Here is a 25,936-nt window from a genome sequence, read left to right as displayed (position 1 = left end):
GGATCCGCGCCCGACAGCGTGTAGTAGTCGGTGTGGCAAATGCCGGTCGCCTTCACTTCGATCAGCACTTCGCCGGCGCGCGGCCCTTCGAGGTCGACTTCCTCGATGGTGAGCGGCTTTCCGGCTTCCCATGCAATGGCGGCTTTAGTCTTCATGTGATCGACTCCTGTCGTTGATCGTTGATTCAGGGTTCAGGGTTGGGTTGCAGGCCGCGTTTCGTGCGCTTTTAAACGACGTTCAGTACTTCGTAGCATGCGCCCATCGTGTGATAGTCGACCTTGCCGGCCGGACTTTTTTCATTGCTGTACTTCGTGTTGTCGCGCGCAAGTATCCGATACCACGCGCCCCATTTGTGATCGACGAAATACTTCCAGCTATAGGCCCACAGACGATCGTAATCGTTCCAGTAACGCGTTGTCGCGGCCGTATCTCCGTCTCGCGTGGCGCGATCGGCGAGCAATGCAGCGGTTGCCAGCGACTCTGCCTGGACCCAGAAATACTTGTCCTCGTCATAGAACTGGCCTTTGACATCGAAGCCATACACCATCCCGCCGTGCTCGCGGTCCCACGACAATTCCAGCGCGCGATCAAACAGTTCACGTGCACGCGCAACGTGCCACGCTTGCGGACGATGCCGGTCAAGAATCAGCAGCAGCTTCGCCCATTCGGTCTGATGGCCCGGCTGGAATCCCCACGGGCGGAAGATGTTGGTCTTGTCGCCCTTGTTGTATTCCCAATCCACCGACCAGTCTGGCTTGTAGTGTTCCCACACCAGCGCGCCAGCGAGCGCGGCCTGGCGGTTCACCATGTTGTCCGCGAGCAGCGCGGCGCGGTCCAGATAACGCACATCCTGCGACGCCTCGAACGCGGCCAGCATCGCCTCGCAGGCATGCATGTTGGCGTTCTGCCCGCGATAGTCCGACACCACCCAGTCCGCGCTCGCTTCGTCCTTGTACAGGCCGTGGGCTGCGTCCCAGAAGTGCGTTTCCATCAGGTCCCAAGTCTCTTCGAGATAAGCGCGCGCTTCTTCGAAGCCCGCTTCCAGCGCCTTCGCATACGCCAGCACGACGAACGCGAGGCCGTAGCAATGATTGGTGGCGTCGGTGACTTCCCGGCCGTTGAGCGTCCACGCATAACCGCCGGTTTGCGGATTGCGATGAAACTCGCGCAAGTATTCAATGCCATGCCGCACGCCGCCACGGTACTCATCGAGGCCGAAGTGTTTGTACGCCATCGCGTAGTTGAAAACAAACCGCGTGCTCGACACGAGATGCCGTGACTTGCGGTCGTAGATCGTGCCGTCGTCCTTGTAGAAATGATAAAAACCGCCCGCCGGGTCCATGCAGTGCGGGTGATAGAACGTCATGGTCCGCAAAACGTGATCGAGCAGGAACTCACGCGAACGGAAGTCGGGATTTGAAGTCGGGGATGTGGATGTATCGGACATATTTCGTATGAGGTTCTTCGCGCTTCTTCAGCGATTCGTGTGCGGCGTTAGTTTAAGCGGACGTCGGCAATGTGTATCAAAACCAGCTCGCGTTACGCTGGTATAAATCGATGAAACGCGCATGGCGGACCGCCAGATCCGCATTGGCATTCGGCGATGCCACCAGCGTCGCCGATGGCGCGAGCGCCGCCAGATCCACAGCGTGCCAATGGCCAACAGCAATACCGCCGAGTATCGCAGCGCCGCGCGTTGCTGCATTCGGACAGTCGACCGCTTGCAAGTCGGCGTTGAGCGCATCGGCCAAGAGCTCGCGCCAGCGCGGATCGATGGAGCCGCCGCCAGCGAGCCGCAGGGTTCGTACCGCGGCCGATGGTCCCGCATTCCCGCGAATCGCGTCGAGCCCGGCACGCAGCGCGAACGCCACGCCTTCGAAGGCTGCGCGCATCATCGTGCCGCGGGTATCGCCGAGACCAAGGCCGAGCCAGCCGCCCCTAGCCGATGGGTTCATCCACGGCGAACGCTCACCGCTCAAGTACGGTAAGAACGTCACGCGCGCGGACGGCGCCGCGCTGAACGCGTCTTCATAAGCGCTCGGCCAGTTGTCGTAGCCGAGCCAGCCGCGCACTGCTTCAAGCGCCACGCCCACGTTCTGCATGGCAGCCATCCGATACCACTGGTCAGTCGCCGCGCGATACGCGTGCAGCCCGATGACAGACTCAGGCACGTCCGTCGACATCACCACGATCTGACCGCCGCTGCCGGTGGTCAGCAACGCGTCACCATCGCTGCAGAGACCGCTGCCGAGCGCGGCACAAGCGGTGTCGCCCGCACCGACAGCCAGCACGATGCCCGCGCGCAGGCCGAGCAATTTCGCGGCATCGGCGTTTAACGTGCCGGCCGCTGCATACGATGGCGCGAGCGGCGCGAACCACTCGCGTCGCAGCCCGATTTCGGCGATCAACGCGTCGTCCCACACGCCGGACGGCGCGGCGAGCGCGGTGGCGCAGGCGTCCGACGGATCGGTGCAGACTTCGCCGCCTAATGCCGTGCGCAGCCAGTCTTTCGGTTGCAAGGCCCAGCGAGTCTTGCTCATCACCGCTGGCTCGTTCACTGCGAGCCAGCGCAACAACGGACCGGCCATGCCGGGCGCGACGGGATTCGGTTGCGGCGAGCCCCAGGCGTCGAGCAGATCGAGCGCGCGCGTGTCCGGCCATAGCATCGCGGGACGCAACGCCCGGTTGTTCTCGTCGGCGATCACCACGCCATGCATCTGCCCTGAAAAACCGATCGCGCCGACTGCTTCGCACTCGTTCGCGGGCAAGCGTGCGGCCGCGTCTCGCAACGCGTTCCACCATGCGTCAACGGGTGTTTCGGCCCAGCCGGGATGCGGCGTCGTGACCGCATATGCAGCGCTCGCGAATGCACGCTCGTGACCGTCTTCATCGACGATAGCCAGTTTCAGCGACGCAGTGCCCAGATCGATGCCGAGAAAACGCATGGAGATTCGTAGAAAAAGTGAGCGCAAAAAACGGTTGCGACGGGTTTACCCGCTGCTCTCGTCGCGCGCAGGAAAAACAGACTATGCGGAGCGACGGATAACCATCATAACCACGCCTGGCATTCGAAGAGCCCGGCCCGCGCGACGTAAATCGTCCTTCGCCCGCCAGCCGCGGCTTCACGGCACCAGACGCGATATTAAGGCACTCGCACCATATCAGCGCGGCTAAGGGGGCCATACGCCAACGTCGACTTGTTCTCGCTTTTTACGCCGCTTACCTTGAATCGCTAATTCGACACGCTCGGATCAAACAGCAAACAACTTGCATGGGACAGGAGTAAGCGCTAACTCCGGTCGACCGCAAACAACTTGCATGGGACCGGAGTAAGGCGCTGAAGCGCCAACTCCGGTCGACAAAGGAGACAGAGACGACATGGCATCGAACCCGGTTCATCCGTGCGACGAACGCTTACCCGCCGCCCAGTTGCTGACACTAGGCATCCAGCATGTACTCGTGATGTACGCGGGAGCCGTCGCGGTCCCGTTGATCCTCGGCGCGGCGCTCAAGCTGCCGAAGGACCAGATCGCGTTCCTCATCAGCGCCGACCTGTTTTCGTGCGGCGTCGCGACGCTTATCCAGACGCTAGGCTTGTGGATCTTCGGCATCCGCTTACCCGTGATCATGGGCTGCACGTTCGCCGCCGTTGGGCCGATGGTCGCCATTGGTACGAATCCGGGGCTCGGCATTCTCGATGTATTCGGCGCGACGATCGCGGCGGGTGTGGTAGGGATTTTCCTCGCGCCGATGATCGGCAAATTGCTGCGCTTCTTTCCGCCCGTGGTGGTGGGCACGGTGATCGCGGTGATCGGGCTGTCGCTGATGGGCGTCGGCATTAACTGGGCAGCCGGCGGTGTCGGCAATCCTGAGTACGGCAACCCGGTGTATCTGCTGCTGGCGCTCGTCGTGCTCATGCTGATTCTGATGATCAACAAGTTCGCACGCGGCTTTGTCGCGAATATATCGGTGCTGCTGGGAATCGTGGCGGGCTTCGGGATTGCTGCGTCACTTGGTCGCGTCGATCTCGACGGCGTGACGAACGCGCCGTGGGTCGGCATCGTGCTGCCGTTTCATTTCGGCTTGCCGCACTTCGACCCGCTTTCCATCGCGACGATGGTCATCGTCATGTTCGTCACGTTCATTGAATCGACGGGCATGTTCCTCGCCGTCGGCGACATGGTCGAGCGTCCCGTCGATCAAGATGCACTGGTGCGCGGGCTGAGAGTGGATGGATTGGGGACGCTGATTGGCGGAATCTTCAACTCGTTTCCGCATACTTCGTTTTCGCAGAACGTCGGGTTGATCGGCGTCACGGGCGTGAAGAGCCGGTTTGTCTGTGCAACCGGCGGCGTGATTCTTGTCACACTGGGACTGTTTCCGAAGATGGCGCAGGTGGTGGCGTCGGTGCCGCCGTTCGTGCTTGGCGGTGCGGGCATTGTGATGTTCGGCATGGTCGCGGCGAACGGGATCAAGGTGTTGTCGAAGGTCGACTTCGTGAAGAACCACCACAACCTGTTTATCGTCGCGGTGAGTATTGGCCTGGGACTTGTGCCGGTCGTCGCGCCGAAGTTCTTCTCACAGTTACCGCACGCGCTCGAACCGATTCTGCATAGCGGGATCTTGCTGGCGTCGGTGTCGGCGGTGCTACTGAATATCGTGTTCAACGGGGTAAAGAAAGAACGCGAGGCGACTTGCGCGATCCATCATGCAGGAAGGGATTTTGATGGAACGGCGAAGGTTGAGCACTGAGGAAATCGTCCATAAAATTCCTTGCTCGAATCGCTGTTAGTGCAGACCTGAGAGACTAAAAAAAAACCGCAGCCCCAAAAGGCTGCGGTTTTTCAACACCAGAATCACCCAAACCCTACCCCGCCGATCCCACTGCTTTTCCGTCGGCATCAACCTGAGGCTTGGCCGGAATCAGATGCTGCACGGGCACCAGCTTCGCGGGACCCGTCGAGGCCGAGCTAACCGATGAACCCGAAGCCGCAGGCGCAGTAGCCGCCGTCGGTGTCCCGATATCGCGGTAATTCGGCATCTGATCAGACGGACGCGGCTGATCGCCAGCATGCTCGATCCAGCCACCACCCAACTCGCGATACAGATCCACGAGATTCGTCGCCCGGTTCAGCCGTGCCGTGATCAGCAACTGCTGCGCGGTGTACAGATTGGTCTGGGCCGTCAGCACGCTCAGATAGTTGTCCACGCCATTGCGATACCGCATATCCGAGAGCTCCAGCCCGCGCGCCTGCGACCTCACATACGCCTCGAGCGCCTTGATCTGCTCGTCGTAAGTCCCACGCGCGGCCAGGCCATCGGCCACTTCGCGGAACGCGGTCTGGATCGCCTTCTCGTAGTTCGCGATGTCGATGCGCTTCTGGATCTGCGCGACATCCAGGTTGGCAAGATTCGTCCCGCCTTCGAAAATCGGAATCGAGATCTGCGGCGCGAACGACCACGCCGCCGACCCCGGCTTGAACAATCCGCCAAGCGACGGCGACAAGGTGCCAAAGCTGCCTGTCAGCGAAACCTTCGGGAAAAACGCCGCGCGCGCCGCGCCGATATTCGCATTCGCCGCCAGCAGCGTATGCTCCGCCGACGCAATATCCGGACGCCGCGTGAGCAGGTCCGAAGGCAGCCCGGCGGGGATATCGGCGAGCAGGTTCTGGCTGTCGAGCGGCGAGCCCGGCGGCAAATCTGCCGGCAACGGCTCGCCGATCAACAGTACCAGCGCATTCTCGGCCTGCGCCCGCAGACGCAATTGCGACTGCAGGTTGGCGGCGGCCGTTTCCACAACGCCCTCCGACTGACGCACGGCGAGTTCAGTACCCACGCCGTTATCGAATTGCACCGTCGTGATCCGATACGACTCCTCCGCCGTCTTCAGCGTATTACGCGTGACGGTGAGCAGGTCGTCGTCCGAGAGCATCGTCAGATACTGGTCGGCAACTTGCGACACGAGCGAAATTTCCGCCGCCTTGCGCGTTTCCGCCAGCGCGAAATACTGCTCGAGCGCCTGATCCTTCAAGCTCTGGAGTCGCCCGAAGAAGTCGATTTCCCAGGACGCATTCACCCCGACCGAATACTGATTCGAGATAGTCAGCCCATTCGACGACAGATCCTTCGGCGTGCGCGACTTGCTCTGCGACCCGACTGCGTCGAGCGTGGGCATCAACTGGGCACGCGCGATCTGATACTGCGCGCGCGCAGATGCCACATTGAGCATGGATACACGCAAATCACGGTTGTTTTTCAGCGCGATCGCGACGATCTGCTGCAACCGTGCATCGGCGAAGAAATCGCGCCAACCGATATCCACCGCCGGTTTCGCCTGCGCTCCACGGCTCTGCGAAGCCGACGACGCTACATCCGGTTGCGTGTCATAGACGCCACCCGTCGGAAACGTCTGGTCGACAGGCGCCGCCGGGCGCTCGTACTTTGGCGCCATCGTGCAGCCAGCCGCGAAAAGCGCGACCGCTGCCGTTATCAAGGAGTGTTTTAGCATCTCAATGTCCTTCCTTGGCCGGAGCAGGCGTGCCGCCATTGCCGCCGTTGCTATCGCCGTGGTCGTGTTGCGGCGTACCCTTGTCATGGCTGATTTTGCTGATCACCACGAAGAACATCGGGATCATGAAAATGGCCAGGAAGGTCGCCGTCAACATCCCGCCGATCACGCCCGTACCAATAGCGTGCTGGCTCGACGAACCCGCGCCGTTACTGATAGCGAGCGGCAGCACGCCGAGAATAAACGCCATCGACGTCATCAGAATCGGGCGCAACCGCAAGCGCGCCGCTTCCATTGCCGCTTCCACCGTAGTCCTGCCCTGATTTCGCAGATCACGCGCGAACTCCACGATCAGAATGGCGTTCTTCGCCGACAAGCCCACCGTGGTCAGCAAGCCGACCTGGAAGAACACGTCGTTTTCCAGCCCGCGCAAGGTAGCCGCAAGCAGCGCGCCCAGAATACCGAGCGGCACGACCATGATCACCGAGAACGGAATCGACCAGCTTTCGTACAACGCCGCGAGACACAAGAACACGACGAGAATCGAGATGCCGTACAGAATCGGCGCCTGCGAACCCGACTGGCGTTCCTGCAGCGACAAGCCCGTCCACTCATAACCAATACCGGCCGGCAACTTCGCCGCGATCGCCTCGATGGCGGCCATGGCCTGACCCGTCGATTTACCCGGAGCAGCCGCACCCTGGATTTCCACCGCGGAAATACCGTTGTAGCGCTCCAGCTTCGGCGAACCGTAGATCCATTCGCCCGTACCGAATGCACCGAACGGAACCATCGTGCCGGCGTTGTTGCGCACGTACCACTTGTTCAGGTCCTCCGGGCTCATGCGGAACTGCGCGTCGCCCTGTACGTAGACCTTCTTGATCCGGTTATCGACGTCCAGGAAGTTGTTCACGTACGACGAAGCCCACGCGATCGAGAACACGTTGTCGATGGTCGCAGGCGACAGACCCAGCGCATTCGCCTTTTCCCGATCCACGTTCACCTTGAACTGCGGCGTATCGTTCAGGCCGTTGGGACGAACCTGCGCGAGCGTCGGGTCCTTGGACGCCATGCCGAGCAGCATGTTTCGCGCTTCCATCAGCTTCGCGTGACCGACACCCGAGCGATCCTGCAACTCGAAGTCGAAGCCTGAAGCCGTACCCAGTTCCGGAATCGACGGCGGATTGACCGGGAAAATCATCGCGTCCTTATAGCCGGCGAAGTGCCCGAACATCCGTCCGACCAGCGCGCCCACCTTCTGGTCCGCCCGCTGCCGTAGCGCGTAATCCTTCATCCGCACGAACACGAGGCCCGAGTTCTGGCCGCGGCCCGCGAAGCTGAAGCCGTTCACGGTAAATACGGCGTCGACGATGTCTTTCTGGTCCGTCAGGAGCCAGTTGGAAACATCGGCAAGAACCTTGGCCGTGCGCTCCTGCGTCGAACCCGCCGGCGCCTGGACGAGCACGAACATCGTGCCCTGGTCTTCGTCAGGCAAGAACGACTTCGGCAGGCGGACGAACAGGAAACCCACCGCGACGATCACCACCAGATAGATGATCAGCCAGCGGCCCGAACGCCGGATAACGTGCTGCACGCCGCTGTGATACTTGTCCTGGCTTCTTGCGAAATTGCGGTTGAACCAGCCGAAGAAACCCTTCTTCTCGACGTGATGATCCTTGTCGATCGGCTTCAGGATGGTCGCGCACAATGCCGGCGTCAAAATCAACGCGGTCAGCACGGACAAGATCATGGCCGCGACAATGGTCAGCGAAAACTGCCGGTAGATCGCGCCCACCGAACCGCCCGAGAACGCCACCGGCACGAACACGGCCGACAGCACGAGCGCCACGCCAACCAGCGCACCGGTAATCTGTTCCATCGCCTTGCGAGTGGCGTCCCTTGGAGACAAGCCCTCCTCGGCCATCACCCGCTCGACGTTTTCCACCACCACGATCGCATCGTCCACCAGCAAGCCGATGGCGAGCACCAGCCCGAACATGGAGAGCGTGTTGATGGAGAAGCCCACCAGCCCCATGACCGCGAAGGTGCCCAACAGCACGACCGGCACGGCGATGGTCGGGATCAGCGTGGCCCGCAGGTTCTGCAGGAACAGGTACATCACCAGGAACACCAGCACGATCCCTTCGATCAGCGTCTTGACCACTTCCTCAATGGACAGCTTCACGAACGGCGTGGTGTCGTACGGATACTTCACGACCAGGCCCGGCGGGAAATACTTCGACAGGTCGTCGATCTTCGCGCGGACGGCCTTCGCGGTGTTCAGCGCGTTGGCGCCCGTAGCGAGCTGGATACCGAAGCCGGCGGTCGGCTGACCGTTGTACTTCGTGTCGAAGTTGTAGTTCTCACCGCCCAGCTCGATGCGCGACACGTCCTTCAGCCGCACTTGCGAGCCATCCTGATTCACCTTCAGCAGGATGTTGCCGAACTGCTCAGGCGTTTGCAGCAGCGTGGCTTCCGTAATGGTTGCCTGCAGCATCTGGCCCGGCACCGCCGGCGTACCGCCCAGACCGCCGCCTGCCACCTGCACGTTCTGTGCAGAGATGGCCGTCGTCACGTCGACCGGCGTCAAGGCGTAGTTGTTGAGCTTGGATGCATCCAGCCAGATCCGCATGGCGAATTGCGAGCCGAACAACGTCACCGTACCCACCCCGTCGATACGGCTGACCGGATCTTCCACCTTCGACGCCACGTAGTTAGCGAGGTCGTAACGGCCCATGCTGCCGTCTGTGGAGACGAACGCCATCACCATCAAGAAGCTGCTGCTCGACTTCGTCACCTTGGAGCCAAGCTGCTGAACGGCCTGCGGCAAGAGCGGCGTCGCGAGTTGCAGCTTGTTCTGCACCTGCACCTGCGCGATGTCCGGATTCGTGCCGGCCGCGAACGTGAGCGTAATGGTGGCCGTGCCGGAGTCGTCACTGGTGGAAGACAGGTACAGCAAGTGATCGAGGCCGCTCATCTGCTGCTCGATCACCTGCGTGACCGTGTTTTCCACCGTGCTGGCGGACGCACCCGGGTACGTAGCACTGATCTGAATGGCCGGCGGCGCGATCGTCGGATACTGCGCGATCGGCAAGGTGAAGATCGAAGCGATCCCCGCCAGCATCAGAATAATGGCGATCACCCACGCAAAAATCGGGCGATCGATAAAGAACTTTGCCATGAAACAGGCTCCCTTTTAGTGCGCCTGATTACGCGCCTGACGCCGCGGATGCGGGTGCCGGATTACTGGAAGCCGCCACGCCGCTCGCGCCAGTGTCCGCTGCCGCAGGGGCTGCACCCGGAGCCGCGGGAGCGGCACCGGATGCCGGTTGAGCGGCCTGGGCCGGAAGCTGTGCGTCGACAGGCTTCACGGTCGAACCTGGCCGCGCCTTTTCCGTGCCCTGTACGATCACGCGGTCGCCCGGGTTCAGGCCGCTTTCCACTACCCACTTGTCGCCGTACGTACCCGACGTCACCAACTGGCGCAACGCCACCTTGTCGTCCGGGCCGACCACGAGTGCCGTCGGCTGCCCCTTCTGGTCATGCGTCACGCCGATTTGCGGCACCACCAGGGCCTTGTTGTTCACGCCTTCGTCGATACGGGCGCGCACGAACATCCCCGGCAACAACACGCGGTCCTTGTTCGGGAAAATCGCGCGCACCGTGACCGAACCGGTGCTCTGGTCCACGCTCACGTCGGAGAACTGCAGCTTGCCTTCCTCCGAATACGTGCGGCCGTCTTCCAGGATCAGCGTGACCTTGGCCGCGTTGACGCCGCTGGCCTGCAAACGCCCTTCCTGAATGTCGCGGCGCAGCTTGAGGCCGTCCACGCTCGATTGCGTCAGGTCGACATAAACCGGGTCAAGTTGCTGCACGGTAGAGAGCAGCGTGGCCGCGCTTGCCTGCACGTAAGCGCCCGGCGTGACCTGCGACAAGCCGATACGGCCCGTGATAGGCGACACGACGTCGGTATAACCGAGGTTGATCTGGGCGGTATCGACGGCAGCTTTACCCGACGCGACGTCGGCCACGGCCTGTCCCTGGGTCGCCACCGCGTTGTCGTAGTCTTGCTTGCTGACCGCGTTCGCCGCGACCAGAACCTTGTAGCGCGCAGCCAAGGCGTTCTGCGTCACGACGTTGGCCTGCGCCTTCGCGAGCGTGGCCTTGGCGGTATTCAGTGCGGCGATATACGGCGCCGGATCGATCTTGTAGAGCCGCTGGCCGGCCTTTACGTCCGCGCCTTCCGTGAATTCACGGCGCAGCACGATGCCGTCGACCCGTGCGCGCACCTGGGCGACGAGAAACGCGCTCGTGCGGCCGGGCAGTTCGCTCACGACAGGGACGGTGGTGGGCTGGACGGTGATGACCCCGACTTCGGGCGTCTGGGGCGGCGGTGCCGATGGTTTTTGTCCGCAGGCTGCAAGAATCACGGCAGCCGTCGCGGCACTGATTAAGCGGAATGGAACCCGTTCGACGCGCATGGAGCGACCTCTGTCAAAGACTGAGATTGAAATAAGTGCGCGGCCGCCTCTTCTGCGGGCGGACCGCTACGAGCGTCTGAAGACGCTTACCAGTAGCCAATGGGCGCAAAAACCGGTGCCCCGACCATCATTCGTCCTCCGCGCCGGGAGTCGTCCGGGGAGTCGTCCCTCGGTACGGCTACCGCTGACAACGGCCTTGGGATGGGCCACGCGGACGGACGGCGGAATGAAAGCTGTGTCGGATATTAACCGGTCAGTGCTACTTGGGCTATCGTTGGACGGATGGTATTGTATATACATTCATGAACGAACGTAAAAGAGACGATCGTACGTGAACAAGAGCAGTGCGAGGGGAATCGTCTCGAAGGGCTGGCGAGCGATAAACAAACGTGTGACGTCGCTGCAGGGCAAGGTAAGAAAGCGCGTAATTTACTGCGCTTGAGCAAGCAAGCGGAAACCCACAAGACAATGGTCAGACGAACCAAGGAAGAAGCAGCGGAGACGCGCAACAGTATTCTCGATGCAGCCGAGCGGGTGTTTTTCGAGAAAGGCGTTTCACGCACCACACTGGCCGACATCGCGCTGGAAGCCGGCGTTACGCGCGGCGCAATCTACTGGCATTTTGCGAACAAGGGCGATCTGTTCACCGCCATGTTCGACCGCAGCCTGTTACCGCTTGATGAACTGGTCGAAGCAACGCTCGACAGAAATGAGTCCGATCCGCTCGGCCGGATCCGCGACATCTTCATCTGGTGCATGCGCAATATCGCGCTCGACGACCAGCGCCGGCGCGTGTTCGACATCCTGTTTTTAAAATGTGAATTCGTGGAAGACATGGGGCCGGTGCGCGAACGGCATCAGACCAACATGCGCGAGGGAATTGAAAAGATCGAGCGAGGGCTGCGCAATGCCGTCGATAAAGGCCAGTTGCCGGCCATGCTCGATACGCGCCATGCCACCACCATGCTGCACGCGCTATTTACCGGCATTCTCTACGATTCGCTGATGTTGCCTGAGAGCATCGACCTCAAGAACGACGCTGAACGCCTGATCGATTCCTGTTTCGACGTGATGCGCTATAGCCCCAAGATGCTGCTTCCCGGCGAATCAATATAGACAAAGTTTCCGCAGCGCTACCGCAGGCCGTAGTGCTGCGCGAGAAACAGAAACACGGCGACACAGCCGATCATCGCAGCCCACGCCCATGCGGGCAGGCTGTGCGGATGCGGATGGCGAGGCGCGTGACCGGGCAGTCGATGCCGCAACACCCCGCCGATAGCGTCGGCCGCCGCCGCTCGCGATTTATGCGCCGCAGGCGTTCCGGGTCGGGCGAACGCCGCCGACATGGTGATAGGCCGCAAGAACACATGGCGCCGCGAAACAACGGGTTCCGGCGCAAGCGCTGCGGGCTGGCCGTGCTTCGCGCGCACCACTTCGCAGAATTCGGCAAAAAAATCGTCGGCGACTTCACGCAGCGCGTTTTCGATCTGGCGCGTCGGCAAACCCGCCAGCGGACCCGAAAGCGTCGCCCACACGGTGTATTCGATCCACGTCGACGAACCGTTCGCGTCTGGAATCAGCGCCACGGCGATCTGGCCGCGCAACGATCCCACCCCCTCGCCGCGCGCCTTGAAACTAAGCGTTTGCGCGTCGACATCGCCGGATGGATCGTCATGGCGCGGCAAACGCGTGGCACCTGCCACATGTGCCCGGATCATGTAGCGCGCCCGCAGCGCGCCGAGCGGCACCGTGAGTGTCAGCGTATATTCGCCGCCGGCAAGACGCACCAGGGATTCGCAGTTATCGATACTCGCGCGCACCAGCGCAAGATCACCCAAGGCTTCGCGCACCTGAGCAGGTTCGAGCGGGATGCGTAAGGCATCGGCGACTTCCATCAGACCCTCCCCTGCATAGCGCCCACTTTATTGATATTGATCTGGCGAGCCCGGTTTCGAGTCCGGCTCGCATCCGCCCATTCGCGCTTCAGGTACCGGCCGTCTCGTCGATACGATCCACTCGCGTCGGATGGAACGCCAGATAGCTTTTGATTTGCGCGACACGTTCCATCGGCTGCTCGTAGCTCCAGACCGCGTTGTCGACCGGGCCGTCCTCAGTCAGCAGATGGTAGTACGTAGCGTCGCCTTTGTAAGGGCAATATGAGGTATGCGTGGATTTGGCGAGGCGTGCCATGTTGACGTCGGTGCGAGGGAAATAATGCACCGGGTCGTATCCCGATTCCGTCAGCGTCAGGGCCGCGTGCGTGTCGGCGAAGGTCACGCCCTGATGAATCACGCGATGGCGTCGCGTATTCAGCGAGATTTCGATGTGGTGCGTGTCGGTATTCATCGCGCGCTCCCGGTCCAAAAATCAAACGGCCGCCGCTGGATTGCAGCAACGGCATAAAAAAGCCACGGGTTTTCCGGGACCCGTGGCTTTCATTATGAGACAACTTCGGGATGCTTGTACAAGCGCCGCGAATGACATTGGCGCCTACGCCACACTTGCAGCTGAGCCGCAGGCCTTTGTTTCATATGCGGTTTTACGTACGGTTGCCTGTGGCGGCTCGTGCTGGATCTCTGGGTTGGCCTACTGAATGGACCAGTGGAAATCGGCCTTCGCCTTACCGTTTCCTGCCACCGTCACCGTCTGCTTCTTTTCCGAATCCTTGTACCGGGCGTACACCGTATAGCGGCCGGGCGGCAGCTTCACCAGCATGTACGGACCCATGGCGTCGGTTTTGAGCACCTCGGCGTTCTTTTCATCCGCAATACGCACGTGGACATCAGCGAGATAGTCGGCGGTCGGCCCCGTAAAGCGTAACGACAGCGGCCAGTGCGCCTGCTCGCGAATCAATGCGTGAGATTCGTCCAGCCCCACCCCGCCGGACGTGAACGACACAGCGCCCTGCGTCTGGATTTGCGGCAAGCCGCCGCCGTTCGTATTGCCGGCGCTGCTCATGTCGCTCGTTTCCGCGCTCGATGCCTGGGCGAACGCGCCGCCGGCCATCCCGAACGTCATGACGGCAGCTAGCACCGCAATGGAGGCCTTCGCAGCGGCAGGCCTGGTGCGTTTAGTCAATGCGTGGGTGTTTGCTTCAGTCGCTGCTTTAGTCGTCTTGGTCATCGTGTTCAGCTCCTATGGACTTCAGACGCCTTCATCGGCGTTCCGCTTGCCTCCCGGCCGTCCAGCGAGCGATGTTTCGCACAGCCGGCCGAAGCGGTTCGGGAGAGAAACAAGCAGCACGGTTCGTGCCTGCATCCCACCCTATTTATTCAGGGCGGCGCCGTTGCATGCCGTCAGCCGCGTCAGCAAGCCGCCCTGTTCCCGTTGGCCAGAATCAGCCGAGATCCACCGGCACGAAGATCTGCGCATCGTCGCGCTGGATCAGCAACGCAATGCTGTCGCCCGCGTGAGCCACCATCGTCTTCAATTGCTGCACGGTCGTAACCGGCTGGCCGTTGACCGCCAGGATCACGTCGCCAGCCTGGATGCCCGCGCTTTCCGCTGCGCCACCCGCTTGCTGCACGAGCAAACCACGCGATAGCGACGCGCTCTGCTTCTCTTCAGGCGTCAGCGGCCGCACCGCGACACCGAGCCGCGCATCTTGCGACGCAGAATCGCCCTTGTCGGCGTTATCGCCCGTGCTTGCAGTCTTGGCATCGGACAACGCACCGACGGTCACGCTCAGGTCCTTCGTGCTCTTGTCACGCCAGACCTGCACCTTCGCCGTGGTGCCCGGCGCGAGACCCGCCACCTGCGACGGCAACGCGTTCGAGTCCGCGACCGGCTGGCCGTTGAGCGAGAGGATCACGTCGCCGGGCTGGAGGCCTGCCTTCGCCGCCGGACCGCCCGCTTCGATCGAACTCACGAGCGCGCCGTTCGGGCTTTGCAGGCCGAACGACTTCGCGAGCGTCTGGTCCATGCCCTGCACGGTCACGCCAAGACGGCCGCGATCCACATGCCCGGTCTTTACCAGCGCGTCCTTCACCTTGATCGCCTCATTGATCGGGATAGCGAACGAAAGTCCCTGGAAGCCACCGGTCTGTGAATAGATCATCGAGTTGATGCCGATCACTTCGCCTTGCAGGTTGAAGAGCGGGCCGCCCGAGTTACCCGGGTTCACCGGCACGTCGGTCTGGATAAACGGCGTGTAATTCTCGTTCGGCAGCGAGCGCGATTTCGCGCTGATGATGCCGGACGTCACCGTGTTGTCGAAACCGTAAGGCGAGCCGATAGCCACCACCCACTGGCCAACCTTGCTGCCGTTCGGGTCGCCGATCTTCACGACAGGCAGGTTCTTCGCATCGATCTTCAGCACCGCGACATCCGACTGCTTGTCCGCGCCGACCACCTTCGCGCGGTATTCGCGCTTGTCGGTGGTCTTGACCGTGACGACGTTCGCACCGTCCACTACATGCGCGTTGGTCAGGATGTAGCCGTCGCTGCTCACGATAAAGCCAGAACCGAGACTTTCGCTGGGGGTATCGGCGGCATTCTGGCCGTCGTTGCCCATGCCCGGCACGCCGTTACCGTAAAAATGCTTGAAGAACTGGTAGAACGGATCGCTCGGGTCGATCGGCAATTGCGGATTGCCCCCGCCGTTCATGCCGTTGCGGCGCGACGCGGTCTTCACCACGTGTTTCGCGCTGATGTTGACCACCGCCGGGCCGTAGGTTTCGACCAGGCCGGAGAAATCCGGAATGCCGGTCTTGGCAGCAGCTTCGGCCGGCATCATCGCGGCTTGCGCCGGGGCGATGACCTGCGGTGCCGGAACGTTCCTGTTACCCGCCACGTAACCCGCCGACAAGGCGACAACAACGGCTGCCGCAATCGCGCTGCGGGAAATGATCTTCGCTTTCATCGTGAGCTCCTCGGGGATGCGCTTCAGAATGAAACGAAGAGTACGAGGCGCCGCTTAAAGGGTACTTAAAGCGGATTTAAATTGAATTGAGACCAGTAAACCGCCGCTTTTCGATTCGGTGAGCGACGCCGTTGAGCCATGCTGGGCGGCGATCCGGCGCACGATGGCAAGACCCAGGCCGCTCCCCGCCACGTCCGTGCGCGCACGGTTCGCGGTCGCTCCCACGCGATAAAACCGGTCGAACACGCGCTCGCGTTCCTCGGCGGGAATGCCCGGGCCGTTATCGGCGATTTCCACTATCGGGCTGCCGTCTTCCACGCGCAGGCAGACATCGACACGGCCACCGCTTGGCGTGTATTTCGTGGCGTTATCGATGAGATTGTTGAACATCACGCGCAACGCATTGGCATCGCCAGAAATGGTCGCCGGCTCGCTCGCCTCGATGCCCAGGTCGACACCGCGTTGTTGCGCCACCAGCACGGAGGCGCCAACGCATTCGTCCAGCAGCGCGTGCAGGTCCACCGGCGTGGTCGTGCTCTTGCCGTCAGGCTCCGAGCGGGCAAGCGCAAGTAGTTGTTCAGCGAGGCGCGTGGCGCGCGTGATGCCCGCTTGCAGGTCGTCGAGCGCTTCCTTGCGCGATTCGTCGTCCTTCGCGCGTGCCACCAGTTGCGCCTGGATCTGCACGGCGGCGAGCGGCGTGCGAAGTTCGTGGGCGGCATCGGCGACGAAGGCCTTTTGCGTATCGAGCGCGGTCGCGAGGCGCTCGAGCAGCGCGTTCAACGCGCGCACGACGGGTACGACTTCTTCCGGCAAGCGGTTGTCGGGTAGAGGTTCCAGCGCTTCGGGGTGACGCGTGTCGAGCGCGCGTGTCACGCGTTGCAGCGGCATCAGACCCCGTCCGACGATGATCCATATCGCCATGCCGAGCAGCGGCAACAACACCACGAGCGGCCACAAGGTGCGCCACGCGACACCCGCCGCCAGGCGGTTGCGGATGGACAGCGGCTGGGCCAGCTGGACTACGTTGTCGCCGACGATCGCGCTGTAGACGCGCCATACGCCGCGCGGCGTGGCTTCGGTGGAAAAGCCCAGTTCCGCGTGCGGCGCGAGCGGCACGCGCGGGTGCGAGTAGTACATGAGCACGCCGTTGCGGTTCCATATCTGGATCACGACGCCTTCGTCGCTGTCGCTGCGCGATTGCAGCACCGACGAAAACGGCTCCGACGGCAGCGCGGCTGCGATCTGTTCCAGTTGGTAATCGAAGAGTTCGTTCGCTTCGGCCAGCGCCTGACGGTAGATCAGCCAGCCCGCAAACCCCACGCCGACGATCACCAGTGCCAGCAGCCAGACCAGCAGTTGGCGGCGAATGGAATGCATCAGGCTTCCTTCGACACCATATAACCCAGGCCACGGACGTTGCGGATGAGGTCGGGTCCGAGCTTTTTGCGCAGCGAATGGATGTAGACCTCAACCGTGTTACTGCCGATTTCCTCACCCCAGCCATAGATTTTTTCTTCGAGCTGACTCTTCGATAAGACCGCGCCCGGACGGGCCATCAGGGCTTCGAGCAGGGCGAATTCGCGGGCTGAAAGAGCTACCGCGTTGCCGTCCAGCGTGACCTGGTGGCCCACGGGGTCGAGCGTCAGCGCGCCGTGGCGGATCAGTGAGTCTCCGCGGCCCGCATGGCGGCGGATCAACGCTCGCATACGCGCGCCCAGTTCGTCGAGATCGAAAGGTTTGACGAGATAGTCGTCGGCGCCGGCATCCAGGCCTTTTACGCGGTCTGCAATGGCGTCTCGGGCCGTAACGATCAGCACGGGTAGCGCGTTGCCCTTTGCTCTCAAGCTCTTGAGGACGTCGAGGCCGTCGCGTTTCGGCAGGCCCAGGTCCAGCAGCATGAGGTCGTAAGGTTCGCCGCCCACCGCCGTCAAGGCCGTTTCACCGTCCTGCACCCAGTCCACTGCGAACCCGTCGCTGCGCAGCGCCTTACGGACGCCTTCCGCAATCATTCTGTCGTCTTCTACCAGTAGGATTCGCATCGATTTAGGTCACGGCTTTTCTCGGCTTTGCAGCCCGGATGCTTATTCTAGCTGGGTCGACTGAGGCGGGGCTTAAAGGGGACTTAAGACCTGGGGCGGCGGTTTCCCCCGAGGCACCCGCTAACGCCTGTTGCTGAACCCATCGAAGAATGATTGCGCGTTTACTTCCAGCGTATCGATGTGATACCCACCCTCTTGTACGATCAGCGTCGGCAGTTTCATCGCGCCGATCTTGTGGCCAAGCTTGCTGAAACCTTCGGTGCTCACCGCGACCATCGACTGCGGATCGTCCTTGTAGATGTCAAAGCCAAGCGCCAGGACCAAGGCCTCCGGTTGAAAGCGATCGAGCACGCGCGCAGCGGCATCGAGTCGATCGAAAAACACGTCCTCCGATGAACCATGCGGCATCGGCAAGTTGACGTTGTAACCCAAGCCGGTCGCCTCGCCACACTCGTCTTCGAATCCGGCAACGACCGGGTAGAAGTTCGTCGGATCGCCGTGAATCGATACGTATAGAACGTCGCTGCGGTCGTAGAAGATTTCCTGCACCCCCTGGCCGTGGTGCATGTCGGTATCGAGGATGGCTACGCGGCCGTACTTCTCACGGAGCGCCTGTGCCGCTATCGCCGCGTTGTTCAGGTAGCAGAAACCGCCTGCCGCTTCGGCGCGCGCATGATGCCCCGGTGGCCGGCACAAGGCGTAAGCCTCACGTGCGCCGTCCATGATTGCGTTGGCGCCCGCCAGCGCGCTTTGCGCCGACCAGTAGGCGGATTCGTAAGTGTCGGGGCCGACCGGGCAACTGCCATCGGCGAGATAACGCGCTGCCTGCCCGAGCACGCCACGCAGCGGATTGTTCTCGCGGATGTACACGTTCGACATCACTTCGTCGCCCCAATCGGCCGGCACTTTCTTCCACTCGCGATGCGCTTCCTCAAGGAAGCGCAAGTAGTTCATGCCGTGGACCGCAGCGAGCGGCGCAGCGCCAAAGTCGGCGGGTTCGCGGACATCGAAACCCATTGCCTTCGATGCCTCGACCAATCGTAACGCGCGCTCCGGGATCTCCTGTGGCGTGCGCATCTGGCCACGCGAAAGATAGGTGCGTGGATGATGTTTCAGTTGCGCAGGATGGAAGTAAGTCAGCATTGCCAGGTCCTTATTACGCGGTCACCGCACGCGCCAGTACCGCATTGATCAAAACGTTCGCGCCGCACGTGACATCTTCGGGGAGCGCGTCCTCGGCTTCGTTGTGCGACAGGCCATCCACGCAAGGGATGAAAACCATCGCCGTGGGCACGTGCCGCGCGAGGTGGATCGCGTCGTGACCCGCGCCGCTCACAATACGCTCGTACGCATAGTCAAAGCCTTTCGTGGCTTCTTCAACTAGGTCAACGCACGCTGCATCGAACGGGGTGGCGGGGCTTTTCCAGTATGTCGAGATGTCGGCTTTCAGCCCTCGATTCTCCGCGATCTTGCCGAAGAGCTCGCGGACTTCGCGTTCCATCGCGTCGATTTGCGTATCGTCGGGATGGCGCAGATCGACGCTAAACGCAACGCGCCCCGCGATCGTGTTACGCGATGAATTCGGCACGTCCACCTGACCGATCGTGACCAGACCGAGCGGCGCAAAACGTTGTGCGATGGCCTCGAGTTCAAGCGCCATCGCCGCGCTCGCAAACAATGCGTCCTTCCGGTACGGCATCGGCGTCGTGCCGGCGTGCGCGGCAACGCCGGTCACGTCGACGTCGAGCCAGCGGATCGCTTGGCCGCCCGTGACAACGCCGATCGGATTGCCGTGACTCTCCAGAATCGGGCCTTGTTCGATGTGCGCTTCGAAATACGAATCGACGTTCTCCACGCCGTGTCCGCGCGTGCCGGCATAGCCGGTTTGCTTCAAAGCCTCACGTAAAGTCACGCCCTCTGCGTCCGTAGTCTGCAACGCGGCCGCAAGCGGCGTCGCGCCGACAAACACCGCCGAGCCGAGCATCGCGGGCGTGAAACGCGCGCCCTCTTCGTTCGTCCACGAGACGATCTCAATGGGCTTTTCCGTCGACAAGCCGTGATCATTCAGCGTACGCACGACTTCGAGCGCGGCCAGCACGCCGTAGACGCCATCGAAGCGACCGCCTTCGGGTTGCGTATCGAGGTGGCTGCCGATCAGCACGGCCTTCGCCTTCACATCCGAGCCTTCACGACGCGCAAACAAGTTGCCGATTTCATCGATACGCACAGTCATGCCTGCTTCAACGCACCACGTCACAAACAGCGCGCGAGCGCGCCGGTCGTCTTCCGTCAATGCAAGACGACGCACGCCGCCCTTCGGCGTCGCGCCGATTTGCGCCATGGTAATCAAGCTCGCCCACAAACGCGGGCCATCGATTTTCAACATGATTCGATATCCTCTAAATTCAGCGGGCCGCGAGTGCTTCTGGAGCATCGGCGCGGCGATGTTTCAACGCGTCGAGTGCGACGATGCACAGCAGCGAAATCCCGGCGAGACACGTATAAAACACCGCAAGCGGCCACCATTGCCCGGTGAATTTATGCGCAAGCCACGTCCCCACGAGTGGCGTCAAACCACCCGCAATCGCTCCACAAACCTGATACGACAAGGAAATCGCCGAGTACCGCACACGCACCGGAAACACGCCGCTGACAAAACCCGCGATCACCGAATAAAAACTCGCCATGCAGACGACGGCTATCGCGATACCGATAATCATCGACACCATGTTGCCGCTCTGCACAAGGATGAACATGGGATACGGCGAGATCATGGCGCAGAGGGCCGTCAACTTCAGGAAGCGCGCGTTGCCGATCTTTTCGGCAAGCAACGCGGCAAGCGGCTGTGTCAGGAACTGGATGATCGCGACGGCAAACAGGCAATCGAGGATCAGCGATTTCGTCACGCCAACGTATTGCGTCGTATACGAGATCATGAACGTGTTGGTGAAATACACGCCGGCAATGCCGATCGTATTCGCGCCAATACAAAACGCGACCAGCGCGCCCGATGAGCGGAACACTTCGGCAATCGGCAATTCGACGGTGCGCTTCGACAGCTTCTCGCGCTCGAATTCCGGTGACTCGTTCACGCCCATCCGGATCAAAACGCCAACCACGAGCAACACAGCGCTCACGAGAAACGGCAAACGCCAGCCCCACGCGATGAACTCCTCATGCGGCATCGACGTCACCGTGCGAAACGCAATCAGCGAAAGGATCAGCCCGGCCGGGCTGCCCAATTGCGCGAACGATGCAAAGAACGTACGCCGTCCCTTCGGCGCATGTTCGGCGGCCATCAACACCGCCCCGCCCCATTCGCCCCCGACCGCGATGCCCTGCACCACGCGCAGCAGCACGAGCAGCACCGGCGCGAGCACGCCGACCTTCGCATAAGCCGGCAGCAAACCGACGCACACGGTCGCCACGCCCATCATCATCAGCGTGGTCATCAGCGCTTTCTTGCGGCCGATCTTGTCGCCGAGATGCCCGAAAATCACCCCTCCCAACGGCCGTGCGAAGAAACCGACGGCGAACGTGGCGAAGGACGCCATCGTGCTGATGAACGGATCATGCGAGGGGAAATACAGCTCGCCGAACACCAGCGCAGCGGCGGTGGCATAGATGTAGAAGTCGTACCACTCGATCATCGTGCCGATAAAAGCGGCGGTCGCCGCGCGCACGGGCTGGCGGGTCTGACTGGGTGCTGGGGTCACGGTGGCTCCTGATTCGCTTGTATCGATGCACATGGTCAGGGCGTTTTATCGCCAGCCATAAAACATTAGTCCAATTTCGATTTATTATTCGCAATATAAATCTGGCTAATACCTAGGACATTTTCCCCATGACTCAACGGCGTGTGGATATCGCGCGGTTCCTGAACGACCGGCTCGACTGGAACCTGCTGCGGACCTTCCTGGTCATCATGCAGGAGCGCAGCGTAAGCCGCGCCGCCGCGCGCCTGCATCTGACGCAACCAGCGGTGAGCCAGGCGTTGAAGCGGCTGGAAGACACGCTTGGACGCAACCTGATCCAGCGCCGCGGCCCGCACTTCGAGCCGACTCGCGCGGGCGAAGAGGTGTACCGGATCGCAAGCGATATCTACGGCCACATGTCGCGGCTCGAAACCGAGCTCGATGACCGCAGCGAGGACATCACCGGTTCGATCCGCCTGCTCACGGTGAGCCGGATCGATTCGGGCGTGTACGACGAGTTTCTCGGCGAATTTCACCGGACTTATCCGCGGATCGACTTGCATATCGAGGTGATGCGTTCGTCGGACATCATTTCATCGCTGCTGCAAAAGACCGCGACGGCGGGCCTCAGCTTGTGCCGTACGCCCATCGATAAACTCGAGCAACGCTGTTTCCTGCGCCAGCGATATGCGATTTTTTGCGGGCGATACCATCGCTTGTTCGGGCGGCATGGGTTGTCCATGGAAGATTTGCTGGCGGAAAATTTCGTGTCGTTTACAAGCGACCAGATAGGCGACAGCTTGTCGCCGCTGACGGTATTTCGCGACCAGCGCGGGTTCACGGGACGGATCGTGGCGGCATCGCCGAGCCTGGACGAAGTGCGGCGGCTGATCTTCGCGGGATATGGCATTGGCTGTCTGCCCGAGCACATTGTCCGCGACGACCTCACGCAGCAGCGCCTCTGGCGCTTGCCGCCGGAAGAGGGTCTGGTGGATGTCGATGTGGATTTGCTGTGGCATCGCGCACGCAAGATGAACGCGGCGGAGCAGGCATTCCTGGATGGCATGGAGCGCACGATGCAGCGTTATTCCCTGCCGGAACGGCTGGCGCCGCGCTAAGCCCGAGCGGCGCGCGGGGCGTCGACTGAAAGCCCGCAAACCTTAAACCGTAAGCAGAACCCCACTTACAATAGCCGCACCGCTCGGCGGCTTCGCCCTGCAATCCGCATAACCGCACGACATCACGATCCGACCACATGCATAGAGCACCCTTTCTGAACGGAAAAAAACCGCGCGGCAAACGTTGGCGTGTCGCCGCGACACTGGCCATCGTTGCATCTGCTTTCACCTTCACGATGAACACGCCCGCCGAGGCCCGTGGTGGTGGCGGCACGAAAGCGGAAGGGCAGAAACAAGCGCCCAAACACGCACCGGCAAAGAAGTCGAAGTTCCAGCGCCTCGCCGTCCCGGCCGGCCCGCTTCCGGCCACGGTCATGGCGGCGCTTGCACATGCGCATGTGCCGCTTTCATCGATGAGCGTGGTGGTCGAGCGCATTGGCGGCGGCGTGCCGCTCGTCGCGATCAACGCCAACGAGCCGATGATGCCCGCCTCCACGATGAAGCTGGTCACCACGTATTCGGGCTTGTCGTTATTGGGCCCGGACTACCGCTGGAAAACCACGGCCTACGCCGACGGTGAAGTCGATGCAAACGGGATCCTCCACGGCAACCTCTACATCCAGGGCACGGGTGACCCGAAGCTCGTGCCGGAAGAACTGATCGACCTCGTGGATCAGATCCGCCGCAACGGCATCACGGGCATCGACGGCGCGCTGGTCCTGGACAAACGCTACTTCGACCCGTCCACGCGCGATCTCCCCGCCTTCGACGCCGACGAAAGCGCGCCCTACAACGTCGGCCCGGATCCCCTACTGTATGCGTTCAAATCGCTGTCGTTCACGCTGACGCCAAGCTCGGACGGGCAAGTTGCGATCGATGTATTGCCGCAACTCGCGCAACTGCAAATCGATAATGAACTCCGGGTTACGCGCGGCGCTTGCGCGGGTTCGCTGCCGGCGGCGTCGCCGAGCGTGTCGCAAACCACGGGCGGTTTCGTGCAGGCGTCGTTTATCGGCGACTATCCGCTGCGCTGCGGCTCGCGCACCATCAACGTCGCGGCGCTCGACCACTCCACCTTCTTCGCCGGCGGTTTCCTCGCGCTCTGGAAACAGGCGGGCGGCACGTTCAACGGCGTCACCCGCGAAGGGCCGACGCCGGCCAGCGCACGGCTCGTTGGCACGCACCGCAGCCCGGTGCTGTCGGACATCGTCCGGGACATCAACAAGTTCAGCAACAACGTGATGGCGCGCAACCTGTTCCTGACCATTGGCGCCGCTACGGGCAAACCGCCGGCGACGACACAGAAGTCATCGGCGGCGATCACCGCGTTCCTGCATCGCAGCGCGCTGCCCATGACGGGCCTCTACCTCGATAACGGCTCGGGCCTGTCGCGCGATGAACACATCACGGCGCAATCGCTCGCCGACCTGCTCACAGCAGCGAATTCGAGCCCGGTGGCGCAAGTATTCGTGGAATCGCTGCCGATCGCGGGCGTGGACGGCACCATGCGCAACCGGCTCACCAGGGCGGGCGCGGGCGGCAATGCGCACATCAAGACGGGCACGCTGCGCGACGTGCGGGCGATCGCGGGATACGTGGGCGCGGCGAACGGCGAGAGCTATGTGGTGGTGAGCTTCATCAACGATCCGCGCGCGGAAGCGGCGCGCGCCGCTCACGATGCGCTGCTCGAATGGGTTTATGAAGGCGCACGGCGCACGGGATCGGCTGAGTGAAAGGATTCCGAATGAAACGGCTCCGAACCGGCTTGGAACCCGGGGAAGCCCCGCCTGCAACCACAGGCAAACCCTCGTAGGAAACATCTCAAATCTTCTTAAAGATTCGGTAAGCTATCGCCACGCCAAGCCGACGACAGGCATTGTCCGCAGTGCGTGTCGTCCGAAGCCAACGCGCACGCGGGAAGCCAGCCGACAGTAACCTCGAAGCGGCGTGCAGACCACATGACGAGATAAACGAGGAACGAGGAGATGAAGTTAATGAAACCCGCTCTGACGAAACCCGGGACGCGCCAAACGCACTGGCTGCGCACCTTCCAGACCGCCACTGCGTTTGCCGCGCTCACCCTGCTGGCCGCGTGCGGTGGCGGCGGCGATAACAACAACACGCCGGCGGGCGGCGTGAAACTGCAGGTGGTGTCGTTTGGCGACAGCCTCTCGGATGTCGGCACGTATGCGCCGGTTGCGACCGCCAACTTCGGCGGTGGCCGTTTCACCACCAACCCCGGCCAGGTCTGGACCCAGAACGTCGCGCAGTATTACGGCGACACGCTGACGGCCGCGGAAACCGGTGGTTTCGGCGTACCGCTCGCGCCGGGCAGCGGCTTGGGCTATGCGCAGGGCGGCGCGCGCGTGACGCTGCAGTCGGGCGTCGGTCATGCCACGCCGGGCACGGCGAACGCAGACTTCTCGCAGGCTACGACAATTCCGATCAACGACCAGGTCACGTCGTATATCTCGGCGCATGGCTCGTTCAACGCCAACCAGCTCGTGCTGATAAACGGCGGCGCCAACGACATCTTCTACAACCTGACCGTGGAGCAAACGACCGTCGCAGCTATCCAGGCCCAGCTCGCCGCGGGAACCATCACAGCCACACAGGCAGGCGCAGCGGGCGCCGCGGCGCAGACCGCCGCGACCACTGCAATCAGCCAGGCTGCGATCGACCTGGCGACGGTCATCGGCCGGGTGGTGCAAGCCGGGGCGACGCACGTGGTGGTCTCGACGATTCCTGACATCGGCGGATCGCCGCAGGGTCTGGCCAGCGCCGACAAGGGCGTGACCCTCTCGCAAGTGACGCAGTTGTTCAATGGCACGCTGCAGGGCGCGCTGCAGCAGGCCGGGCTGTTGTCGAAGGTGATCTACGTCGATGCCTACTCCTGGGTCGACGGCATCCAGGCGAACTATCAGGCGAACGGCTTCACGGTGTCAAATACGGGCACGGCCTGTAATCTCGCCTCGATGATTGCTGCCGCGACCAAGTTTGGCGAGCCGAATCCGACCGCGTTCGGTACGTCGCTGTTCTGCGCACCGCAAACCTACACGGTGGCAGGCGCAGACCAAACGTATATGTACGCCGATACGGTGCATCCGACGACGCATCTGCACGCGTTGTTTTCGACGTTTGTGGAGCAGCAGATCGCGAAGAGCGGGTTGGGGAAATAAGTTTGGCTGGATGAGGGAATGAAGCGAAAACGCCCGGTTGGAATGACCGGGCGTT

Annotated in this window: 19 protein-coding genes and 1 pseudogene; 5 read left to right on the top strand and 15 right to left on the bottom strand. The window is 62.0% G+C overall.

The window, feature by feature from the left end; translation table 11 throughout:
• The 3 genes and pseudogenes from EOS_RS46490 to EOS_RS30185 form a co-directional block, all read right to left on the bottom strand.
• A pseudogene (locus EOS_RS46490) lies at positions 1-155 on the bottom strand (alcohol dehydrogenase catalytic domain-containing protein); the annotation flags it as partial.
• A gap of 71 nt (positions 156-226) precedes the next feature.
• Entirely contained in the window at positions 227-1,447 is a 1,221-nt protein-coding gene (locus EOS_RS30190; protein ID WP_047895857.1) for an AGE family epimerase/isomerase, read from the bottom strand.
• A gap of 76 nt (positions 1,448-1,523) precedes the next feature.
• Positions 1,524-2,945, bottom strand: coding sequence for a xylulokinase (locus EOS_RS30185; RefSeq protein ID WP_047895856.1), 1,422 nt, complete (start codon positions 2,943-2,945; stop codon positions 1,524-1,526).
• 433 nt (positions 2,946-3,378) lie between these two features.
• On the opposite strand from EOS_RS30185, the gene EOS_RS30180 reads away from it, so the two are divergent.
• A complete protein-coding gene (locus EOS_RS30180) occupies positions 3,379-4,752 on the top strand; it encodes a nucleobase:cation symporter-2 family protein (protein WP_047895855.1) in 1,374 nt (457 codons plus the stop codon).
• Between the two features lie 115 nt (positions 4,753-4,867).
• Here the strand turns inward: EOS_RS30180 and EOS_RS30175 are convergent, their stop codons facing one another.
• The 3 genes from EOS_RS30175 to EOS_RS30165 are packed head-to-tail and all read right to left on the bottom strand — an operon-like array spanning position 4,868 to position 10,989.
• On the bottom strand, positions 4,868-6,508 hold the full coding sequence (locus tag EOS_RS30175; protein ID WP_082163562.1) for an efflux transporter outer membrane subunit: 1,641 nt from the start codon (positions 6,506-6,508) through the stop codon (positions 4,868-4,870).
• Between the two features lies 1 nt (position 6,509).
• Positions 6,510-9,689, bottom strand: coding sequence for an efflux RND transporter permease subunit (locus EOS_RS30170; RefSeq protein ID WP_047895854.1), 3,180 nt, complete (start codon positions 9,687-9,689; stop codon positions 6,510-6,512).
• Between the two features lie 28 nt (positions 9,690-9,717).
• A complete protein-coding gene (locus tag EOS_RS30165; protein ID WP_047895853.1) occupies positions 9,718-10,989 on the bottom strand; it encodes an efflux RND transporter periplasmic adaptor subunit in 1,272 nt (423 codons plus the stop codon).
• Between the two features lie 468 nt (positions 10,990-11,457).
• On the opposite strand from EOS_RS30165, the gene EOS_RS30160 reads away from it, so the two are divergent.
• Positions 11,458-12,105: a TetR family transcriptional regulator gene (locus tag EOS_RS30160; RefSeq protein WP_047895852.1), complete on the top strand. Its 648-nt coding sequence runs from the start codon at positions 11,458-11,460 to the stop codon at positions 12,103-12,105.
• 17 nt (positions 12,106-12,122) lie between these two features.
• On the opposite strand, the gene EOS_RS30155 is transcribed toward EOS_RS30160, so the two are convergent.
• The 9 genes from EOS_RS30155 to EOS_RS30115 all read right to left on the bottom strand — a co-directional run bounded on the left by EOS_RS30155 (position 12,123) and on the right by EOS_RS30115 (position 21,605).
• A complete protein-coding gene (locus EOS_RS30155; protein WP_047895851.1) occupies positions 12,123-12,884 on the bottom strand; it encodes a CoxG family protein in 762 nt (253 codons plus the stop codon).
• Positions 12,885-12,972: 88 nt separating this feature from the next.
• The gene (locus tag EOS_RS30150; RefSeq protein WP_047895850.1) at positions 12,973-13,335 is read right to left on the bottom strand and encodes a DUF427 domain-containing protein; all 363 of its coding nucleotides are present in this window, start codon (positions 13,333-13,335) and stop codon (positions 12,973-12,975) included.
• 240 nt (positions 13,336-13,575) lie between these two features.
• Positions 13,576-14,112, bottom strand: a complete 537-nt coding sequence (locus EOS_RS30145; RefSeq protein ID WP_407639194.1) for a peptidase associated/transthyretin-like domain-containing protein — start codon at positions 14,110-14,112, stop codon at positions 13,576-13,578.
• A gap of 214 nt (positions 14,113-14,326) precedes the next feature.
• Positions 14,327-15,850, bottom strand: coding sequence for a DegQ family serine endoprotease (locus EOS_RS30140; RefSeq protein WP_047895849.1), 1,524 nt, complete (start codon positions 15,848-15,850; stop codon positions 14,327-14,329).
• A 54-nt stretch (positions 15,851-15,904) separates the two neighbouring features.
• Entirely contained in the window at positions 15,905-17,227 is a 1,323-nt protein-coding gene (locus EOS_RS30135) for an ATP-binding protein (protein ID WP_047895848.1), read from the bottom strand.
• Positions 17,227-17,889, bottom strand: a complete 663-nt coding sequence (locus EOS_RS30130; RefSeq protein WP_047895847.1) for a response regulator — start codon at positions 17,887-17,889, stop codon at positions 17,227-17,229. Before EOS_RS30130 ends, EOS_RS30135 begins: the two co-directional genes overlap by 1 nt.
• Positions 17,890-18,009: 120 nt before the next feature.
• Positions 18,010-19,032 (bottom strand): histone deacetylase family protein, encoded by a 1,023-nt coding sequence (locus tag EOS_RS30125; protein ID WP_047895846.1) that lies wholly within the window; start codon positions 19,030-19,032, stop codon positions 18,010-18,012.
• A 13-nt stretch (positions 19,033-19,045) separates the two neighbouring features.
• Positions 19,046-20,275 carry a Zn-dependent hydrolase gene (locus tag EOS_RS30120; RefSeq protein WP_235443007.1) on the bottom strand — a complete coding sequence of 410 codons (1,230 nt, stop codon included), beginning with the start codon at positions 20,273-20,275 and terminating at the stop codon, positions 19,046-19,048.
• Between the two features lie 19 nt (positions 20,276-20,294).
• Positions 20,295-21,605 (bottom strand): MFS transporter, encoded by a 1,311-nt coding sequence (locus tag EOS_RS30115; RefSeq protein ID WP_235443006.1) that lies wholly within the window; start codon positions 21,603-21,605, stop codon positions 20,295-20,297.
• Positions 21,606-21,733: 128 nt separating this feature from the next.
• Here EOS_RS30115 and EOS_RS30110 point away from each other — a divergent pair, with 128 nt between their 5' ends.
• The 3 genes from EOS_RS30110 (at position 21,734) to EOS_RS30100 (ending at position 25,881) form a co-directional block, all read left to right on the top strand.
• Positions 21,734-22,702 (top strand): LysR family transcriptional regulator, encoded by a 969-nt coding sequence (locus EOS_RS30110; protein WP_047895843.1) that lies wholly within the window; start codon positions 21,734-21,736, stop codon positions 22,700-22,702.
• A gap of 137 nt (positions 22,703-22,839) precedes the next feature.
• The gene (gene dacB, locus EOS_RS30105; protein ID WP_087882016.1) at positions 22,840-24,435 is read left to right on the top strand and encodes a D-alanyl-D-alanine carboxypeptidase/D-alanyl-D-alanine endopeptidase; all 1,596 of its coding nucleotides are present in this window, start codon (positions 22,840-22,842) and stop codon (positions 24,433-24,435) included.
• A gap of 261 nt (positions 24,436-24,696) precedes the next feature.
• Positions 24,697-25,881 carry an SGNH/GDSL hydrolase family protein gene (locus EOS_RS30100; RefSeq protein ID WP_235443005.1) on the top strand — a complete coding sequence of 395 codons (1,185 nt, stop codon included), beginning with the start codon at positions 24,697-24,699 and terminating at the stop codon, positions 25,879-25,881.
• Positions 25,882-25,936 lie beyond the last annotated feature (55 nt).

The sequence above is a fragment of the Caballeronia mineralivorans PML1(12) genome (assembly GCF_001028175.1).
GTDB lineage: Bacteria > Pseudomonadota > Gammaproteobacteria > Burkholderiales > Burkholderiaceae > Caballeronia > Caballeronia mineralivorans.
Note: the sequence above shows the minus strand (reverse complement) of the source record. Positions and strands in the feature narration are given on the sequence as shown.